Genomic DNA, 16,977 nt, shown 5'->3' with positions numbered 1-16,977 from the left:
TGCGTCAGATAGACCTGAGGCAACGGGCAACATGATCATCAACCTGTTACCCATGTCCCCCGACAGGTGTTTACCATGTCCCCCGGCTGAACACATGGCGCACCCTACGGTTCGTGTGGAGCGATGTAGGGTGCGGCGTGCGCACCGAGCCATACGGCTCAGCTCGTAGCCCGAACGCAATCCGGGAGGTCACAGGGCGGGTTAACCCGCCCTACACTTCGATGCCGTAGACCTTGAGCTGGTCGATGAACTGCGCTTCGTCCAGCACCTTCACCCCCAGCTCACTAGCCTTGGCCAGCTTCGAGCCAGCGCCCGGTCCTGCGACGACGCAATGAGTCTTGGCCGATACCGAACCGGCCACCTTGGCCCCCAGGCTTTCCAGCTTGCCTTTGGCCACGTCGCGGCTCATCACTTCCAGCGTACCAGTCAGCACCCAGGTCTGGCCGGCCAACGGCAGGCCTTCGGCGACTTTCTTCTCGCTTTCCCAGTGCATGCCGAAATCGCGCAGTTGTTGCTCGATGGCGTACGCGAGCTGGGCGTTTTCAGCGTTGTCGAAGAACTCACGCACGGCCTTGGCCTGCTTCTCCGGCAGGGTCTGGCGCATATCCAGCCAGTCGCCGCCGAGCACGCCTTCCAAGCTGCCGAAACGCTCGGCTAGCTTCTGCGCAGCACCAGGGCCAACGCTGGGAATATTCAGTTTGTCGAGCATGCCGCCAAGGGTGGCAACAGCCGAGAACTCGGCGCTCAGTTCCCCCTCTTCCTGCAATTCAAGACCGCACTCACCCAGCAAAGCGCTGATCACCTGTTGGTTGTGCGCATCCTCGAAGAAGCTATGGATCTCGTGCGCCACCTCCAGGCCGATGTCCGGCAAGTAGGTGAGCACCTGCGGCAGCGCCTGACGCACACGCTCCAGCGAGGCCAGGGAACGTGCCAGCACCTTGGCGGTTTCCTCGCCGACATCGGGGATGCCAAGTGCGTAGATGAAGCGCGCCAGGGTCGGCCGCTTGCTGTCCTCGATGGCCTTCAGCAGCTTGTTGCTGGAGACTTCGGCGAAGCCTTCCAGGCCGATGATCTGCCCGAAGGTCAGTTTGTACAGGTCCGCCGGCGAAGCGATCAGCTTCTCGTCCACCAGTTGCTCGATGGTCTTGTCGCCGAGGCCTTCGATATCCATGGCGCGGCGCGAGACGAAGTGGATGATCGCCTGCTTGAGCTGCGCCTGGCAGCTGAGGCGACCGACACAGCGATACACCGAGCCTTCGCTGAGCGACTCCTTGCCCTTGCTGCGCTTGACCAGTTGCGTGCGCTCCACGGCCGAACCACACACCGGGCACTGCTCAGGGATATGCACCGGGCGCGCGTCGGCCGGGCGACGCTCAGGCACCACTGCCATCACTTGCGGGATCACGTCGCCGGCGCGGCGGATGATCACCGTATCGCCGATCATCACACCCAGGCGCGCCACCTCGTCCATGTTGTGCAGGGTGGCGTTGGCCACCATCACGCCTGCCACCTTGACCGGATTCAGCCGCGCCACCGGCGTCACCGCGCCGGTACGGCCGACCTGGAACTCCACGTCGAGCAGCTCGGTCAGCTCTTCCTGCGCCGGAAATTTATGGGCGATGGCCCAGTGTGGCGTACGCGCACGAAAACCCAGCTGCTGCTGGTCTTCGATGTTGTTGACCTTGAACACCACGCCGTCGATGTCATAGGCCAGACTCATGCGTCGCTGGCCTATGTCACGGTAGTAATCCAGGCAAGCCTCGACGCCCTTGGCCAGTTTCAACTCGCGACTGATGGGCACGCCCCAGGCCTTGAGCTGCTGCAACATGGCCACCTGGGTGCCTGGCAGCTCGCCGCTGACCTGGCCAACGCCATAACAGCAGAACTCCAGGGGGCGGCTGGCGGTGATCTTCGGATCGAGTTGACGCAAGCTGCCGGCAGCGGCGTTACGCGGGTTGGCGAAGGTTTTGCCACCACTCTCGGCTTGACGTGCGTTGAGCTCTTCAAAGCCCGACTTGGGCATGAACACCTCACCGCGTACCTCCAGCACCTGCGGCCAGCCTTCGCCCTGCAATTTGAGTGGCACGTTGCGAATGGTGCGCACGTTGCTGGTGATGTCTTCACCGGTGCTGCCATCGCCGCGCGTGGCGCCGCGCACCAACTGGCCATTCTCGTAGCGCAGGCTAACGGCCAGACCATCGAGCTTGGGTTCGCAGCTGTACTCGATCTCGGCGCCGCCGCCGAACAGATCACCGCCCTGCACGCCAAGACCGCTCTGCACACTGCGGTCGAAGGCGCGCAGGTCGTCCTCTTCGAAGGCGTTGCCGAGGCTAAGCATCGGCACTTCGTGACGCACCTCGCCGAAGGCGCTGAGCGCCTCGCCACCGACACGCTGGGTCGGCGACTCCGGCGTCACCAGTTCCGGGTGCTCGGCCTCCAGCGCCTGCAGCTCGCGAAACAGGCGGTCGTACTCGGCGTCCGGCACACTCGGCTCGTCCAGCACGTAGTAACGGTAGTTGTGCGCGTCCAGTTCGTTGCGCAGTTCGGAAATACGGTGGGCGGCGTCGGTCATGCTCGGTCTCTCAAACGAAAAGAGCAGCCTCGGCTGCTCTTTTGCAATGCACTGGTGTTTCAGCGTTTCTGGGTCAACTGTCGACGCTCGAACTCGACGATGCGCTGACGGTAGTGTTCGATGGTCTGCGCGGTCATCACGCTGCGCTGGTCATCCTTCAGCTCGCCGCCCAGCTCGTGGGCCAGCTTGCGTGCGGCAGCGACCATCACGTCGAAGGCCTGCTTGGGATGACGCGGGCCAGGCAGGCTGAGGAAGAAGCTCACCGCACGAGTGCTGAAACCTTCGATATCGTCCAGATCGAAAGTGCCCGGCTTGAGGGCGTTGGCCATGGAGAACAGCACCTCACCGTTGCCAGCCATGCTTTCGTGGCGGTGGAAGATGTCCATTTCGCCGAAGCGCAGGCCACTTTCGAGGATGTTCTGCAGCAGTGCTGGGCCCTTGAAGCCGAAGTCGTCGCGGGCGACCACGTTGATCACCAACACCTCTTCCACCGGTGCGGCATCGGCAGCCGGCTTGGCGGATTTCTTCGGTGCCTGAGGCTCGTCGTCGACCGGGTTGAGCAAGGTCGGCACCGGCTCGTCGACGGCCAGGTTGAGGTCGCCCTGCTGTGGCTCGTTACGTTGGCGACGTGGCAGGTCCTTGGCACTCATCGACGGCAGGTCGTCTTCGTCCAGCTGCGGTTCGTGGTCGTGATTGACCACACGCGGCGGGCTGAGTAGATCCGGGTCACTGTCATCATCGGGCATGTTGGCGAAGCTGCGGTCGAGCTTGAACTTGAGCCTGCCCTTGCCACCACGCATACGGCGCCAGCCGTCGAAAAGAATGCCAGCAATAACGATGATGCCAATAACGATCAGCCACTCGCGCAGACCGAATTCCATGAAATACCTGACCCTTAACAATTCTGGTGAAAAAAAGATCCAATCAAACGGATCACAACTCGACTATAAAACGCGACGCCAACTTCATGTTCTATCTGACGTTTTCCGCGTGTAACAAAAGTGGGCAATAAGCTAGCACGACGAAAGGCAACTTTACACAGGGAGCCACACAAGGTTTCGCCTATATTCAGTTTATCTCGCGGCGCTCTGCCATCACGCCTCCACCATCGCCAGCGCCTCCTCGACATCCACTGCCACCAGACGCGAACAACCCGGCTCGTGCATGGTAACCCCCATCAACTGATCGGCCATTTCCATGGCGATCTTGTTGTGGGTGATGTAGATGAACTGCACCGTGGCCGACATCTCCTTGACCAGGCGCGCGTAGCGCCCAACGTTGGCGTCATCCAGCGGTGCATCCACTTCGTCCAACATGCAGAACGGCGCCGGATTGAGCTGGAAGATGGAAAACACCAATGCCAAAGCGGTCAACGCTTTCTCTCCACCGGAGAGCAAATGAATGGTGCTGTTCTTCTTGCCCGGGGGCCGCGCCATGATGGTTACACCGGTATCGAGTAAATCTTCGCCGGTGAGTTCCAAATAAGCGTTGCCGCCACCGAAAACTTTTGGAAACAGTGCCTGCAAACCGCCATTGATCTGATCGAAGGTGTCCTTGAAACGGTTGCGCGTTTCCTTGTCGATCTTGCGGATGACGTTTTCCAGGGTTTCCAGCGCTTCGACCAGGTCAGCGTCCTGTGCATCCAGGTAGCGCTTGCGCTCGGACTGCTGCTGGTACTCGTCGATGGCTGCCAGGTTGATCGGCCCGAGACGAGCGATGCGCGCAGCCATGCGCTCCAGTTCTTCTTCCCAACCACCCTCGCTGGCTTCGGCCGGTAGCGTGGCGATCACCCCATGCAGGTCGTAGTTATCCTCGGCGAGCTGGTCCGCCAGGGCCTTGCGTCGCACGTTGAGCGACTGCCAGTCCATGCGCTGCTGCTCCAGTTGGCTGCGCAGCAGTTGCGCCTGCTGCTCGGCCTGGGTGCGGCGCTTCTCGGCATCGCGCAGCTCGCGGTCGGCGTCCTCCAGCGCCATGCGTGCCTGACGCAGTTCGTCGTCCACCGCCATGCGCCGTTCGAGCAACTCTTCGAGCTTGATACGCAGCTCTTCCAGCGGCGCCTCGCCCTCTTCCAGGTTCAGCGAGAGCTGCTCGCGCCGCTCGTGCAGGCGCTCGGCCTGCATCTCCAGGCGCTCCAGCGCCTGGCGAGTGGAGTCGTGCTGGGCCTTGAGCGAGCCAACGCGCACCGCTAATTGATGCGCATGATCCTTGTGCTGACGCGCCTCCTGACGCACGCGATCGAGGCGCTCGCGCAGGCTATCGCGGCTGGCCAGCAAGCTTTCGCGCTGCTCATTGTCCAGTGCCATAGCGTCTAACGCGTCCTGCAATTGCAGGCGCGACTCGCCCAGCTGCTCATGCTCGATCTCGCGCTGCTCGGCAGCCTCCTGCAGTTCATCCTGCAGACGGCGACGACGCAGACCCAGTTGCTCGGCCTTGGCCTGGCTGGCGGAAAGCTGCGCCTTCAGCTCGGCTAGCTGCCGAGCAAGCGCCTGTCCCTGACGGCGCTGCTGCTCACGCTGCTCTTCCTGAAGACGTTGCTCGTCGCGCAGTCCCAGCAGGCGTTCATCCAATTGCGCCAGCGCCGCTTCGCGCTCCTCGCGCTCCAGTTGCAGACGCTCAAGCTCCTGACCACGCGCCAGCACGCCGCTGTCGGATTCCGCAGCGCGACGCACGCGCAGGAAATGCCGGCCGACCCAATAGCCATCGCGGCTGATCAGGCTTTCGCCTTCGGCCAACTGCGCACGGGCGGCCAGCGCCTGCTCCAGCGATTCCACCGGGCGCACACCCGCCAGCCAGGGCGACAGGTCGTGGCTCGACTCGACCTTGTCCAGCAGGCTACCAACGCGGCGAGCACCACCGCTGGCTGGGCTGGCCAAACGCAGTTCGCCCTGCTCCAACACAGAGAAATCCAGGCCAGCGAAATCATCCAACAGTACGGCCTGCAGGTCGGCACCGAGCACGGTTTCCACCGCCAACTCCCAGCCAGCCTCGACGCGCAGGCCTTCGGCCAGGCGCGGACGCTGTTGCAAGCCCTGCTCACGCAGCCACTCGCCAGCACCCTGCCCCGGATCGAGCGCAGCCTGTTGCAGCGCCTCCAGCGACGCCAGGCGACCATTCAGCCGTTGCAGTTCGCCCTGGGCCTGCTGCTGAGCCTGGCCGGCCTGCTGCAACTCCTCGCGCAACTGCTGCAGGCGCTCGGCCTGCTGCTCTTCGGCCAACTGCAGCGACTCCTGCTCCAGTTCACCCGCAGCAAGCTGTTCGTTCAATTCGAGAATGGCGGCGTCTTCGGGGTCGGCCACCAGTTGCTGCAATTCTTCGTTCAGGCGGCGCTGGCGTTCGGCCAGGCGCTCCAGGCTCTGTTCCAGCTGGGCGATGCGCGACTGCTGCACCTCAGCCTGACGACGCGGCTCGGCACTGCGCTGGTTGAAGCTGTCCCACTGCTCCTGCCAGCCATGCATGGTGGCCTCTGCCTCCTCCAGGCTGGCAGCAGATTCCTCGGCAGCGGCGGCGGTCATCTCCTGCTCGGGCAGGAGCATTTCCAGCTCTTCGCCCAGGGTGGCCAGCAGGGTGCGGTCATGGCCGAGGTGCGATTCGGTTTCCAGGCGCGCCTTTTCCGCTTCGCGCAGGTCGTCCTGCAACTGGCGCAGGCGCTGCTGGCCATGCTGGATGCTCTGCTCGACGCGGGCGATATCACCGCCCACGGAATAGAAGCGGCCCTGCACCAGGTTGAAGCGCTCGCTCAATTCGTGATGACCGTCGCGCAAGCGTTCGATACTGGCGTCGGCGCTGCGCTGCTCGGCCACCAGGGCCTCGAAAGCCACCTCCTGGTCGCCGATCACCTGCTCACGGCTGCCGACCTGCTGGTTCAGGGTTTGCCAACGCAGGGCCAGCAGTTGCGCCTTGAGTTGACGCTCCTCGGCCTTGTATTCCTGGTACTTCTCCGCCGCCTGGGCCTGGCGATGCAGGCGTTCGAGCTGGCGCTCCAGCTCTTCGCGCAGGTCGGTCAGGCGCGCCAGGTTTTCCTGAGTACGGCGGATGCGGGTCTCGGTCTCGCGGCGGCGCTCCTTGTACTTGGAGATGCCGGCGGCTTCTTCGATGAAATTGCGCAGTTCCTCGGGCTTGGCCTCGATCAGCTTGCTGATCATGCCCTGCTCGATGATCGAGTAGCTGCGCGGGCCCAGGCCGGTGCCGAGGAAGATGTCGGTGATGTCGCGACGCCGGCACTTGGTGCCGTTGAGGAAATAGGTGTTCTGCCCGTCGCGGGTCACCCGGCGGCGGATGGAAATCTCGGCGAAGGCGGCGTATTCGCCCACCAGCGAGTTGTCGCTGTTGTCGAAGATCAGTTCGATGGAGGCCTGAGTCACCGGCTTGCGCGTGTTGGAGCCGTTGAAGATGACGTCGGTCATCGACTCGCCACGCAGGTTCTTCGCCGAGCTCTCGCCCATCACCCAGCGCACGGCGTCGATGATGTTGGACTTGCCGCAGCCATTGGGCCCGACCACCGCTGCCATGTTGCTGGGAAAGCTCACCGTCGTCGGGTCGACGAAGGACTTGAAGCCAGCCAGCTTGATGCTCTTCAGGCGCATCTGGGCTTAGCGCTCGGCCAGGGTCGCCAGCACCAGCTGGCAGTTGTGTTCACCGTAGGCCAACAACACCTCACGGGCGCGCTCGTGGTCACGGGCGATGATCGCCTGCAACAGGCTGGCGAAGGTGCCGATGAACTGGCCCATCTCGCCTTTGCGCCGCTCCAGCGCCAGGTGATAGGTGCGACTGATCGCCGGCAGCAGATTCTCCAGGGTTTCCTGCAGATAGGGGTTGTCGGCGAACGGAAAGGCAGCGCGCATCACGTCGAAACTGCCCTCGACGAAGGCACCGATATCGTCACGTTCCAGGCTGGCCAGCAGGCGCTGCTGGATATCCAGGAAGGGCGCCAGGTCGGTTTCCACCTTCCAGCGCTCGATCACCGCGCGCGCCAGCATGATGTAGAGCTCGATGCTCAGCGCATAGAGGTTGGTGACGTGATACGGGGTCAACTCGCTGACCTGGGCGCCGCGGCGCGGCAGGATCACGATCAGGTGGCGGCGCTCGAGAATCAGCAGCGCTTCGCGTACCGAACCGCGGCTGACGTTGAGGGCCTGGGTAACTTTCTGCTCCTGGATGCGCTCACGTTCCTTGAGCTCACCGCGAATGATGCGTTCGGCCAGGTAATGGGCAATTTGCTCGGCGAGGCTGTCCGGGGCCTTGAACGTCATGACATTCCTTATTTGCGTCGATCCAGGGGCAGGCGGTCGAGTCTGGGAGCCCCGCCACGGCTGGGCGGCAGCAAGAAAAACTGGCGGCGAGTGTAACACAGGGTGTTACCGCGCCAAGCGCCCTCACGGCGCACTTTCCGTTCGAAAGGTTGGGCGTGGAAGCCTGGTCACGAAAAGTGATTGTCCTACAATCCTACATATATCCAACAACAAGAATTGACCGGAGAAACCCATGTTCGAACGCCTTCCCTCGCACTGGATGCTCGCCCTGAAAAAGGTCGGCTACTGGATCTGGCTGATCCCGGTACTGGGCATTCCATTGAGCTATCACTGGTCACAGGGCAGCGCCCATGCCGACGCCTGGCCCTGGCTGGTGATCAGCGCGGTGTTCGGCGTGATCCCTCTGCTGGATTTCGTCGTTGGCCGCGACCCGGCCAACCCCAATGAGCGCGACGAAGTGCCGGTGCTGGAAGCCCAGGGCTACTACCGCCTGTTGAGTCTGGCCACAGTACCCTTGCTGTTGGCGATGCTGGCCTGGAGCGGCTGGATATTTGTCACTTACGAAGGCTGGAGCTGGGTCGGCCAGCTCGGCTGGGTGCTCTCGGTGGGCACGGTGATGGGCGCCATTGGCATCACCGTCTCGCACGAGCTGATCCACAAGGACGCGCCCCTGGAGCAGAACGCTGGCGGCCTGCTGCTGGCAGCGGTGTGCTATGCCGGTTTCAAGGTGGAACATGTGCGCGGCCATCACGTGCATGTCTCGACACGTGAGGATGCGTCCTCCTCGCGCTTCGGCCAGAGCCTGTATGCCTTCCTGCCCCACGCCTACAAGCACAATTTCCTCAACGCCTGGAAACTGGAGGCCGAACGCCTCAAGCGGCGCGGCCTGCCGGCCCTGCATGGGCGCAACGAGCTGATCTGGTGGTACGCCATCAGCGTGCTCATGCTGCTCGGCTTCACTGTCGCCCTGGGCTGGCTGGGCGCCCTGTTCTTCCTCGGCCAGGCAGTGATGGCCTTCACCCTGCTGGAGGTCGTCAACTACGTCGAGCACTACGGCCTGCACCGGCGCAAACTGGAAAATGGCCGTTACGAGCGCACGACGCCACACCACTCGTGGAACAGCAACTTTCTGCTGACCAACCTGTTTCTCTTCCACCTGCAGCGCCATTCCGACCACCACGCCTACGCCAAGCGCCGCTACCAGGTGCTGCGCCACTTCGACGACAGCCCGCAACTGCCCAATGGCTATGCCGGAATGATCGTGCTTGCCCTCTTTCCACCACTATGGCGCGCGGTGATGGACCCCAAGGTGCGCGCCTACTATGCCGGCGAAGAGCACCAACTGAGTGAATCGCAGCTGACCTGAGCACCCTGTTCGAGCACATCTGATCAACCCCGGCAGCGCCTGCTTCCGGGGTTTTGTTTGTCACACAAGGTGCCTGTGCGTACCAGCCAATCGCGCCCGGCATCGCTGCGCACGACCCGGGCAGCCCGCGACACCCTGCACAAGTCCCGCAGCAGAGCCCTTCCTGGCACGAAAACCGCTACTCTCAGGGCATGCATCCAGCCCGCCGCGCTCATAACTGAAACGCATGACAAGCAGCTGACCACAAGGTCAAATATTTGTTGACCCAAAAGTCAGAAAACCCTAGATTGCCTCCATGGCCAATCACGCCCGGGCCTTGCAACACGTGCACATACCCGGCGAGCCAAACGATTCATAACAATAAAGTGCCTGGAGGTCGTCCTTGATCCAGTTTTTACTCAACCGGGAGCTGCGTACCGAGCATGCCCTGGACCCCAACGTCACCGTGCTCAATTACTTGCGTGAACACGTCGGCAAAACCGGAACCAAGGAAGGCTGCGCCTCCGGCGACTGCGGTGCCTGCACCGTGGTGGTGGGCGAGCTCGATGGCGATCACGTTCGCTATCGCACCCTCAACTCCTGCCTGACCTTCGTTTCCAGCCTGCACGGCAAGCAACTGATCACCGTCGAAGACCTCAAGCACCAGGGCAAGCTGCACAGCGTGCAACAGGCAATGGTCGACTGTCATGGCTCGCAGTGCGGTTTCTGCACCCCCGGCTTCATCATGTCGCTGTTCGCCCTGCAGAAGAACTCCACGGGTTATGACAAAGGCCAGACCCTGGAAGCCTTGGCCGGCAACCTGTGCCGCTGCACCGGCTACCGCCCGATCATCGACGCCGCCGAACAGGCCTGCTGCCAGAAGCAGCCGGATCAGTTCGATGCCTTCGAAAGCAATACCGTCGCCCAACTCCAAGCCATCGCCCCGCGTGAAACCGCCGAGCTCAACAGCGGCGACAAGCGCTGCCTGGTGCCACTGACCGTGGCCGACCTGGCCGACCTTTATGCCGCCAACCCCGAGGCTCGCCTGCTCGCTGGCGGTACCGACCTGGCCCTGGAAGTCACCCAGTTCCACCGTGAACTGCCGGTGATGATCTACGTTGGCCACATCGAAGACATGAAGCGCATCGAAGTGACCGACAGCGCCATCGAGATCGGCGCGGCCGCGGCCCTGTCCGACTGCTACGAAGCGCTGTCGCGCGAATACCCGGACTTCGGCGAACTGCTGCACCGCTTCGCCTCCCTGCAGATTCGCAACCAAGGCACCCTGGGCGGCAACATTGGCAACGCCTCGCCCATCGGCGACGCCCCGCCGCTGCTGATCGCCCTCGGCGCGCAGATTGCCCTGCGCCAAGGCAATACCCGCCGCATCCTGCCGCTGCAGGACTACTTCCTCGATTACAAGGTGACTGCCCGCCAGGAAGCCGAATTCATCGAGAAGATCATCGTGCCGCGCGCCCAGGCAAACCAGGCGTTCCGCGCCTACAAGGTGTCCAAGCGCCTGGACGACGATATCTCCGCCGTGTGCGCCGCCTTCAACCTGACCATCGAAGAGGGTGTGGTCACCGAAGCCCGTATCGCCTTCGGTGGCATGGCCGCCATCCCCAAACGCGCCAGTGCCTGCGAAACGGCCCTGGTCGGTTCAGCCTGGTATCCGGGCGTGATCGAGCGCGCCTGCAACGCACTGGCTGAGGACTTCACCCCGCTGTCGGATTTCCGCGCCAGCAAGGAATACCGCCTGCTCACTGCCCAGAACCTGCTGCGCAAGTTCTTCCTGGAGCAGCAGTCGCCCGAGGTCGAGACCCGGGTTACCGCCTACGCGTAAGCGTGCAGTGAATTGATACGCCGCCGGCGCGCCCGGCGGCATGCGAAGTTTTGGAGGCGAAGATGTCCAGTCATATCGAACACAAATCCCAGGAAGAGCTGGCCGCCCTGTTCCGCGCCGGCATGACCAGCGGCGTCGGCCGCAGCGTCAAGCACGAGAGCGCGGACAAACACGTGTCCGGCGAAGCGGTCTATGTCGACGATCGCCTGGAATTCCCCAACCAGTTGCACGTCTACGCGCGCCAGTCCGATCGCGCCCATGCGCGCATCGTGCGCATCGACACCAGCCCCTGCTACGAGATTCCGGGTGTGGCCATCGCCATCACCAAGGATGACGTACCAGGCCAGTTGGATATCGGCCCGGTGGTCGCCGGTGACCCACTGCTGGCCGACGGCAAGGTCGAATACGTTGGCCAGGTCGTGCTGGCAGTCGCCGCCGACAGCCTGGAAACCGCACGCAAGGCGGCCATGGCTGCCATCGTCGAGTACGAGGACCTGGAGCCGGTACTCGACGTCGTCGATGCCTTGCGCAAAAAGCATTTCGTGCTGGCCAGTCACACCCACCGCATCGGCGATTCGGCCAGCAAGTTGGCGAGCGCCCCGCGTCGCCTGCAGGGCACGCTGCATATCGGCGGCCAGGAACACTTCTACCTGGAAACCCAGGTGTCCTCGGTGATGCCCAGCGAAGACGGCGGCATGCTGGTCTACACCTCGACGCAAAACCCCACCGAGGTACAGAAGCTGGTGGCCGAAGTGCTCGGCGTGCCGATGAACAAGATCGTCATCGACATGCGCCGCATGGGCGGCGGCTTCGGCGGCAAGGAAACCCAGGCCGCTGGTCCGGCGTGCCTGTGCGCGGTGATCGCCCACCTCACCGGTCGGCCGACCAAGATGCGCCTGCCGCGCGTCGAAGACATGAGCATGACCGGCAAGCGTCACCCCTTCTATGTCGAGTACGACGTCGGTTTCGATGACGACGGCCTGCTGCACGGCATCGAGATGGACCTGGCCGGTAACTGCGGCTACTCGCCGGACCTGTCCGGCTCCATCGTCGACCGCGCCATGTTCCACTCGGACAACGCCTACTTCCTCGGCAACGCCACCATCAACGGTCATCGCTGCAAGACCAACACTGCCTCGAACACCGCCTACCGCGGCTTCGGTGGCCCACAGGGCATGGTCGCCATCGAGGAAGTGATGGACGCCGTCGCGCGCAGCCTGGGCAAGGACCCACTGGAAGTGCGCAAGACCAACTACTACGGCAAGACCGAGCGCAACGTCACCCACTACCACCAGACCGTCGAGCATAACGTTATCCACGAGATGACCGCCGAGCTGGAGGAGAGCTGCGAGTACGCCAAGCGCCGTCGTGAAATCATCGAGTTCAACCAAAAAAGCCCGGTGCTGAAGAAAGGCCTGGCCATGACCCCGGTGAAATTCGGCATCAGCTTCACCGCCACCTTCCTCAACCAGGCTGGCGCGCTGATCCACATCTACACCGATGGCTCGATCCACCTCAACCACGGCGGCACCGAGATGGGCCAGGGCCTCAACACCAAGGTCGCGCAGGTGGTGGCCGAGGTGTTCCAGGTCGATATCGAACGCATCCAGATCACCGCCACCAACACTGACAAGGTGCCGAACACCTCGCCCACTGCCGCCTCCAGCGGCACCGACCTCAACGGCATGGCAGCGAAGAACGCCGCCGAGACCATCAAGCAGCGCCTGATCGACTTCCTGGTGCGCGAGTACAAGGTCACCCCGGAAGACGTCGAGTTCCGCAACGGCCAGGTGCGCGTGCGCGATCACTTCCTGTCCTTCGAGGAGATGATCCAGAAGGCCTACTTCGGCCAGGTCTCGCTGTCGTCGACCGGCTTCTACCGCACTCCGAAGATCTTCTACGACCGCGACAAGGCGGCTGGCCGTCCCTTCTACTACTACGCCTACGGCGTGGCCTGCGTGGAAGTGCTGGTCGACACCCTGACCGGCGAATACCGCATGCTGCGTGGCGACATCCTGCATGACGTCGGCGACTCGCTGAACCCGGCCATCGACATCGGCCAGGTCGAAGGCGCCTTCGTCCAAGGCATGGGCTGGCTGACCATGGAAGAGCTGGTGTGGAACGCCAAAGGCAAGCTGATGACCAACGGCCCGGCCAGCTACAAGATCCCGGCCATCGCCGACATGCCCATCGACCTGCGCGTGAAGCTGGTGGAGAACCGCAAGAACCCGGAAGACACCGTGTTCCACTCCAAGGCCGTCGGCGAGCCGCCGTTCATGCTCGGCATCGCTGCCTGGTGCGCCCTGAAGGACGCCGTGGCCAGCCTGGCGGACTACAAGGTACAGCCGCAGATCGACGCCCCGGCCACCCCCGAGCGCGTGCTCTGGGGCGTGGAGCAGATGCGCAAGCTGAAACAAGCCAGAACAAGCGCCGTCGAAATGGAAACGGTCGGGGCGTAGGGTGGGCTTCAGCCCACCAACATCAACGGCGTGTATTGGTGGGCTGAAGCGGAGCACCGCCCGGCCCAGCCTACGTCCACACCCCAAACCACGGTGCACAACAATGACAAAACACACCGAACCGAATAATCCACCCGCTCGCCCGGTACCGGTGCCGATTCTCGACCCGTCGCCGAGCAACTGGCGCCTGCCGCGCCCGGGGCAGACCACGCCTTCCTGGAGGCTGAGCAAATGAGCTGGATCAGCGCCCTCGCCGACCTGCAGCAGCAAGGTGAAGCCTGCGTGCTGGTGACCATCATCGAAGAGCGCGGCTCGACGCCGCGCAATGCTGGCTCGAAGATGGTGGTCACCGCCGAACGCATCTTCGAGACCATCGGCGGCGGTCATCTGGAATACAAGGCCATGGAGATGGCGCGCGAAATGCTCGCCACGCGCAGCCAGGACACTCGCCTGGAGCGCTTCTCTCTCGGCGCCAGCCTCGGCCAGTGCTGCGGCGGCGCCACTGTGCTGTTGTTCGAGCCCATGGGCCAGCCACAGGCGCAGATCGCCGTTTTCGGCGCTGGCCACGTCGGCCGCGCGCTGGTGCCGCTGCTCGCCAGCCTGCCGTGCAAGGTGCGCTGGATCGACTCGCGGGAGAACGAATTTCCCGAGCACATCCCCGCCGGTGCGCAGAAGGTCGTCAACGACGAGGTGGTCGATGAGGTGGAAAACATGCCGCCCGGCAGTTACTACATCGTCATGACCCACAACCACCAGCTCGATCTGGAGCTGACCGCGGCGATCCTCAAGCGCGGCGACTTTGCCTACTACGGCCTGATCGGCTCGAAGACCAAACGCGTCAAGTTCGAGCATCGTCTGCGCGAACGCGGCTTCGAGGAAACGCTAATGGCACGCATGCGCTGCCCCATGGGCCTGGCCGAAGTGAAAGGCAAGCTGCCGGTGGAAATTGCCGTATCCATCGCCGGTGAAGTGATCGCCACCTACAACGCAAGCTTTGGCCAGGACGTGAAGAAAGGCGAATCCAGCGTCGCCAAGCTGCTGCCGGCCTCGCGCCGGTCTTGATTCGAGTCGCGACCCGTAGGGTGCGCTGCGCGCACCAATCACCAATTCCCTGGTGCGCACGGCCTAGGCGGCCCCGCACCACCCTACTGATGAGATTCATACGATGAGCAACACCCGCAAAGCCTACCGCGCCGCCATCCTGCACAGCATCGCCGACCCCGCCGTGGTTGGCGTCGAGCAGTCCTACCAGTATTTCGAGGACGGCATCCTGCTGATCGAAAACGGCAAGGTCGCCCAGGTTGGCGCGGCTGCAGAACTGCTGCCGAAGCTGGCTGGCGTCGAGGTTCAGCACTATCGCGATGCGCTGATCACCCCCGGTTTCATCGACACCCACATTCACTACCCGCAAACCGGCATGATCGCCTCCTACGGCGAGCAACTGCTGGACTGGCTCAACACCTACACCTTCCCCACCGAGAAACAGTTCGAAGACAAGGCGCACGCCAGCGACGTGGCAGCGATCTTCCTCAAGGAACTGCTGCGCAACGGCACCACCACCGCCCTGGTATTCGGCAGCGTGCACCCGCAGTCAGTCGATGCCTTCTTCGAGCAGGCCGACAAGCTCAACCTGCGCATGATCGCCGGTAAGGTGCTGATGGATCGCAACGCCCCGGACTACCTGACCGACACCGCCGAAACCGGCTACGCCGAGAGCAAGGCGCTGATCGAGCGCTGGCACGGCAAGGGCCGCCTGCACTACGCCGTCACCCCGCGCTTCGCCCCCACCAGCACCCCCGAGCAACTGGACCTGGCCGGCAAGCTGTTCGGCGAATACCCCGATCTGTACATGCACACCCATATTTCCGAGAACAAGGCCGAAGTGGCCTGGGTCAAGGAGCTGTTCCCGGCACGCAAGGGCTACCTGGACGTCTATGACCACCACAAGCTGATCGGCCCACGCGCGGTGTTCGCCCATGGCGTGCACTTGTGCGACGACGAGTGCAAGCGCCTGGCCGAAACCGGCTCGGCGGTCGCCTTCTGCCCAACCTCCAACCTGTTCCTGGGTAGCGGCCTGTTCGACCTGAACAAGCTGGAAGAACACGGCGTACGCGTCGGTCTGGGCACCGACGTCGGCGGCGGCACCAGTTTCAGCCAGCTGCAATCGCTGAACGAGGCGTACAAGATCATGCAACTGCAGGGCAAGAAGCTCGACCCATTCAAGTCGCTGTACCTGGCCACCCTGGGCGGCGCCAATGCGCTGTATCTGGACGACAAGCTAGGCAATTTCCTGCCCGGCAAGGACGCCGACTTCCTGGTGCTGGACTACAACGCCACGCCGCTGATCAGCTACCGCATGCAACAGGCCAAGAGCCTGGAAGAACGCCTGTTTGCCCTGACCATGCTTGGTGATGATCGCGCGGTGAAGGAAACCTTCGCCGCGGGTGTGTCGGTGCACCAGCGCGATTGAAGACGACGATCTGCGCGCCTCGTAGGAGCGGATTTATCCGCGATCAGGCTGTAGGCAATGCTCTACAGCATCGCGAATGAATTCGCTCCTACACAAATGCGCCTCACCTCAGCCACATCGTCTCCACAACGAAAAAGCCCCGATGCGCGAGCATCGGGGCTTTCTTGTTACGCGCAGTCGATCAGCGATTGGCAGCGCTGCGGCCAGGCTTCTTCTTGGTTTGCAGCAGGTGCGAGAACACCGCGTGCAGATCGTCCGAGGCGCTTTCCTCGTCCAGGTTGAGTTTGCTGTCGATGTGATCCATGTGATGCATCATCAAGTGCACTGCGCGCTCGGCATCGCGCGCCTCGATGGCGTCGATCAACTGGTTGTGCTCGTCATAGGAGCAGTGCGAGCGACTGCCGCTTTCGTACTGGGCGATGATCAGCGAGGTCTGCGATACCAGGCTGCGCTGGAAGCTCACCAGCGGTGCATTGCGTGCTGCCTCGGCCAGCTTCAGGTGGAACTCGCCGGACAGACGAATGCCCGCACCGCGGTCACCGCGCGAGAAGCTGTCCTGCTCGTCCTTGACCATCTGGCGCAGCTCGGCCAGTTGCTCGGCGGTCGCGTGCTCGACGGCCAGCTCGGTAATCGCACGCTCGACCAGACGGCGCGCATAGAAAATCTGCCGTGCTTCCTCGACGCTCGGGCTGGCCACTACCGCACCGCGGTTCGGGCGCAGCAGTACCACACCCTCGTGAGCCAGACGTGACAGAGCGCGGCGAATGATGGTGCGACTGACGCCGAAGATCTCACCCAACGCCTCTTCGCTCAGCTTGGTGCCAGGCGCCAGACGCTGCTCGAGAATGGCATCGAAGATATGGGCATATACGACATCGTCCTGAGTCCCGCTGCGGCTGCTTTTACCCGCGCGCGGCTGCTTCTTGAGAGGCTGCAATTGATCGTTCATTCTGGCTCGCGTCAATGAGAGTCGGCGACACTGCGACTCTACTGTGTTCTACCCGGTAGCTGACAAGCTCCGAGCGAAAAAACATCAGAA

General features: G+C 63.0%; 11 protein-coding genes. 6 read left to right on the top strand and 5 right to left on the bottom strand.

Annotated features, from left to right (window positions below):
- Positions 1-211: 211 nt before the first annotated feature.
- The 4 genes from ligA to BM059_RS06150 all read right to left on the bottom strand — a co-directional run bounded on the left by ligA (position 212) and on the right by BM059_RS06150 (position 7,821).
- Positions 212-2,572, bottom strand: coding sequence for an NAD-dependent DNA ligase LigA (ligA, locus tag BM059_RS06165; protein ID WP_074937409.1), 2,361 nt, complete (start codon positions 2,570-2,572; stop codon positions 212-214).
- A 59-nt stretch (positions 2,573-2,631) separates the two neighbouring features.
- Complete coding sequence (zipA, locus tag BM059_RS06160) at positions 2,632-3,453, bottom strand: cell division protein ZipA (protein ID WP_074937408.1); 822 nt, start codon at positions 3,451-3,453, stop codon at positions 2,632-2,634.
- 213 nt (positions 3,454-3,666) lie between these two features.
- Positions 3,667-7,155, bottom strand: a complete 3,489-nt coding sequence (gene smc / locus BM059_RS06155) for a chromosome segregation protein SMC (RefSeq protein WP_074937406.1) — start codon at positions 7,153-7,155, stop codon at positions 3,667-3,669.
- A 6-nt stretch (positions 7,156-7,161) separates the two neighbouring features.
- Complete coding sequence (locus BM059_RS06150; RefSeq protein ID WP_037002784.1) at positions 7,162-7,821, bottom strand: GntR family transcriptional regulator; 660 nt, start codon at positions 7,819-7,821, stop codon at positions 7,162-7,164.
- A 232-nt stretch (positions 7,822-8,053) separates the two neighbouring features.
- On the opposite strand from BM059_RS06150, the gene BM059_RS06145 reads away from it, so the two are divergent.
- The 6 genes from BM059_RS06145 (at position 8,054) to guaD (ending at position 15,938) form a co-directional block, all read left to right on the top strand.
- A complete protein-coding gene (locus BM059_RS06145) occupies positions 8,054-9,187 on the top strand; it encodes an alkane 1-monooxygenase (RefSeq protein WP_074937405.1) in 1,134 nt (377 codons plus the stop codon).
- Positions 9,188-9,569: 382 nt separating this feature from the next.
- Entirely contained in the window at positions 9,570-11,009 is a 1,440-nt protein-coding gene (gene xdhA, locus BM059_RS06140; RefSeq protein ID WP_074937404.1) for a xanthine dehydrogenase small subunit, read from the top strand.
- Positions 11,010-11,071: 62 nt separating this feature from the next.
- Positions 11,072-13,468, top strand: a complete 2,397-nt coding sequence (gene xdhB / locus BM059_RS06135) for a xanthine dehydrogenase molybdopterin binding subunit (protein WP_074937402.1) — start codon at positions 11,072-11,074, stop codon at positions 13,466-13,468.
- Positions 13,469-13,571: 103 nt separating this feature from the next.
- Entirely contained in the window at positions 13,572-13,703 is a 132-nt protein-coding gene (locus tag BM059_RS25715) for a hypothetical protein (protein ID WP_277813605.1), read from the top strand.
- The gene (xdhC, locus tag BM059_RS06130; protein ID WP_017679216.1) at positions 13,700-14,530 is read left to right on the top strand and encodes a xanthine dehydrogenase accessory protein XdhC; all 831 of its coding nucleotides are present in this window, start codon (positions 13,700-13,702) and stop codon (positions 14,528-14,530) included. Before BM059_RS25715 ends, xdhC begins: the two co-directional genes overlap by 4 nt.
- A 103-nt stretch (positions 14,531-14,633) precedes the next feature.
- A complete protein-coding gene (gene guaD, locus BM059_RS06125; protein WP_037002790.1) occupies positions 14,634-15,938 on the top strand; it encodes a guanine deaminase in 1,305 nt (434 codons plus the stop codon).
- A gap of 181 nt (positions 15,939-16,119) precedes the next feature.
- Here guaD and BM059_RS06120 read toward each other — a convergent pair whose 3' ends face one another.
- Positions 16,120-16,887 carry a GntR family transcriptional regulator gene (locus BM059_RS06120; protein WP_003243324.1) on the bottom strand — a complete coding sequence of 256 codons (768 nt, stop codon included), beginning with the start codon at positions 16,885-16,887 and terminating at the stop codon, positions 16,120-16,122.
- Positions 16,888-16,977 lie beyond the last annotated feature (90 nt).

Origin of the sequence: Ectopseudomonas composti, from assembly GCF_900115475.1 — a bacterium.
GTDB lineage: Bacteria > Pseudomonadota > Gammaproteobacteria > Pseudomonadales > Pseudomonadaceae > Aquipseudomonas > Aquipseudomonas composti.
The sequence above is the reverse complement of the archived record's forward strand: the minus strand, read 5'-3'. Positions and strand labels throughout refer to the sequence as shown.

Coding starts and splice junctions, on each gene's coding strand:
- guaD (WP_037002790.1), top strand. CDS start 14,634: ATGAGCAACACCCGCAAAGCCTACCGCGCCGCCATCCTGCACAGCATC.
- BM059_RS06145 (WP_074937405.1), top strand. CDS start 8,054: ATGTTCGAACGCCTTCCCTCGCACTGGATGCTCGCCCTGAAAAAGGTC.
- xdhB (WP_074937402.1), top strand. CDS start 11,072: ATGTCCAGTCATATCGAACACAAATCCCAGGAAGAGCTGGCCGCCCTG.
- ligA (WP_074937409.1), bottom strand. CDS start 2,572: ATGACCGACGCCGCCCACCGTATTTCCGAACTGCGCAACGAACTGGAC.
- BM059_RS06120 (WP_003243324.1), bottom strand. CDS start 16,887: ATGAACGATCAATTGCAGCCTCTCAAGAAGCAGCCGCGCGCGGGTAAA.
- BM059_RS06150 (WP_037002784.1), bottom strand. CDS start 7,821: ATGACGTTCAAGGCCCCGGACAGCCTCGCCGAGCAAATTGCCCATTAC.
- smc (WP_074937406.1), bottom strand. CDS start 7,155: ATGCGCCTGAAGAGCATCAAGCTGGCTGGCTTCAAGTCCTTCGTCGAC.
- zipA (WP_074937408.1), bottom strand. CDS start 3,453: ATGGAATTCGGTCTGCGCGAGTGGCTGATCGTTATTGGCATCATCGTT.
- BM059_RS25715 (WP_277813605.1), top strand. CDS start 13,572: ATGACAAAACACACCGAACCGAATAATCCACCCGCTCGCCCGGTACCG.
- xdhC (WP_017679216.1), top strand. CDS start 13,700: ATGAGCTGGATCAGCGCCCTCGCCGACCTGCAGCAGCAAGGTGAAGCC.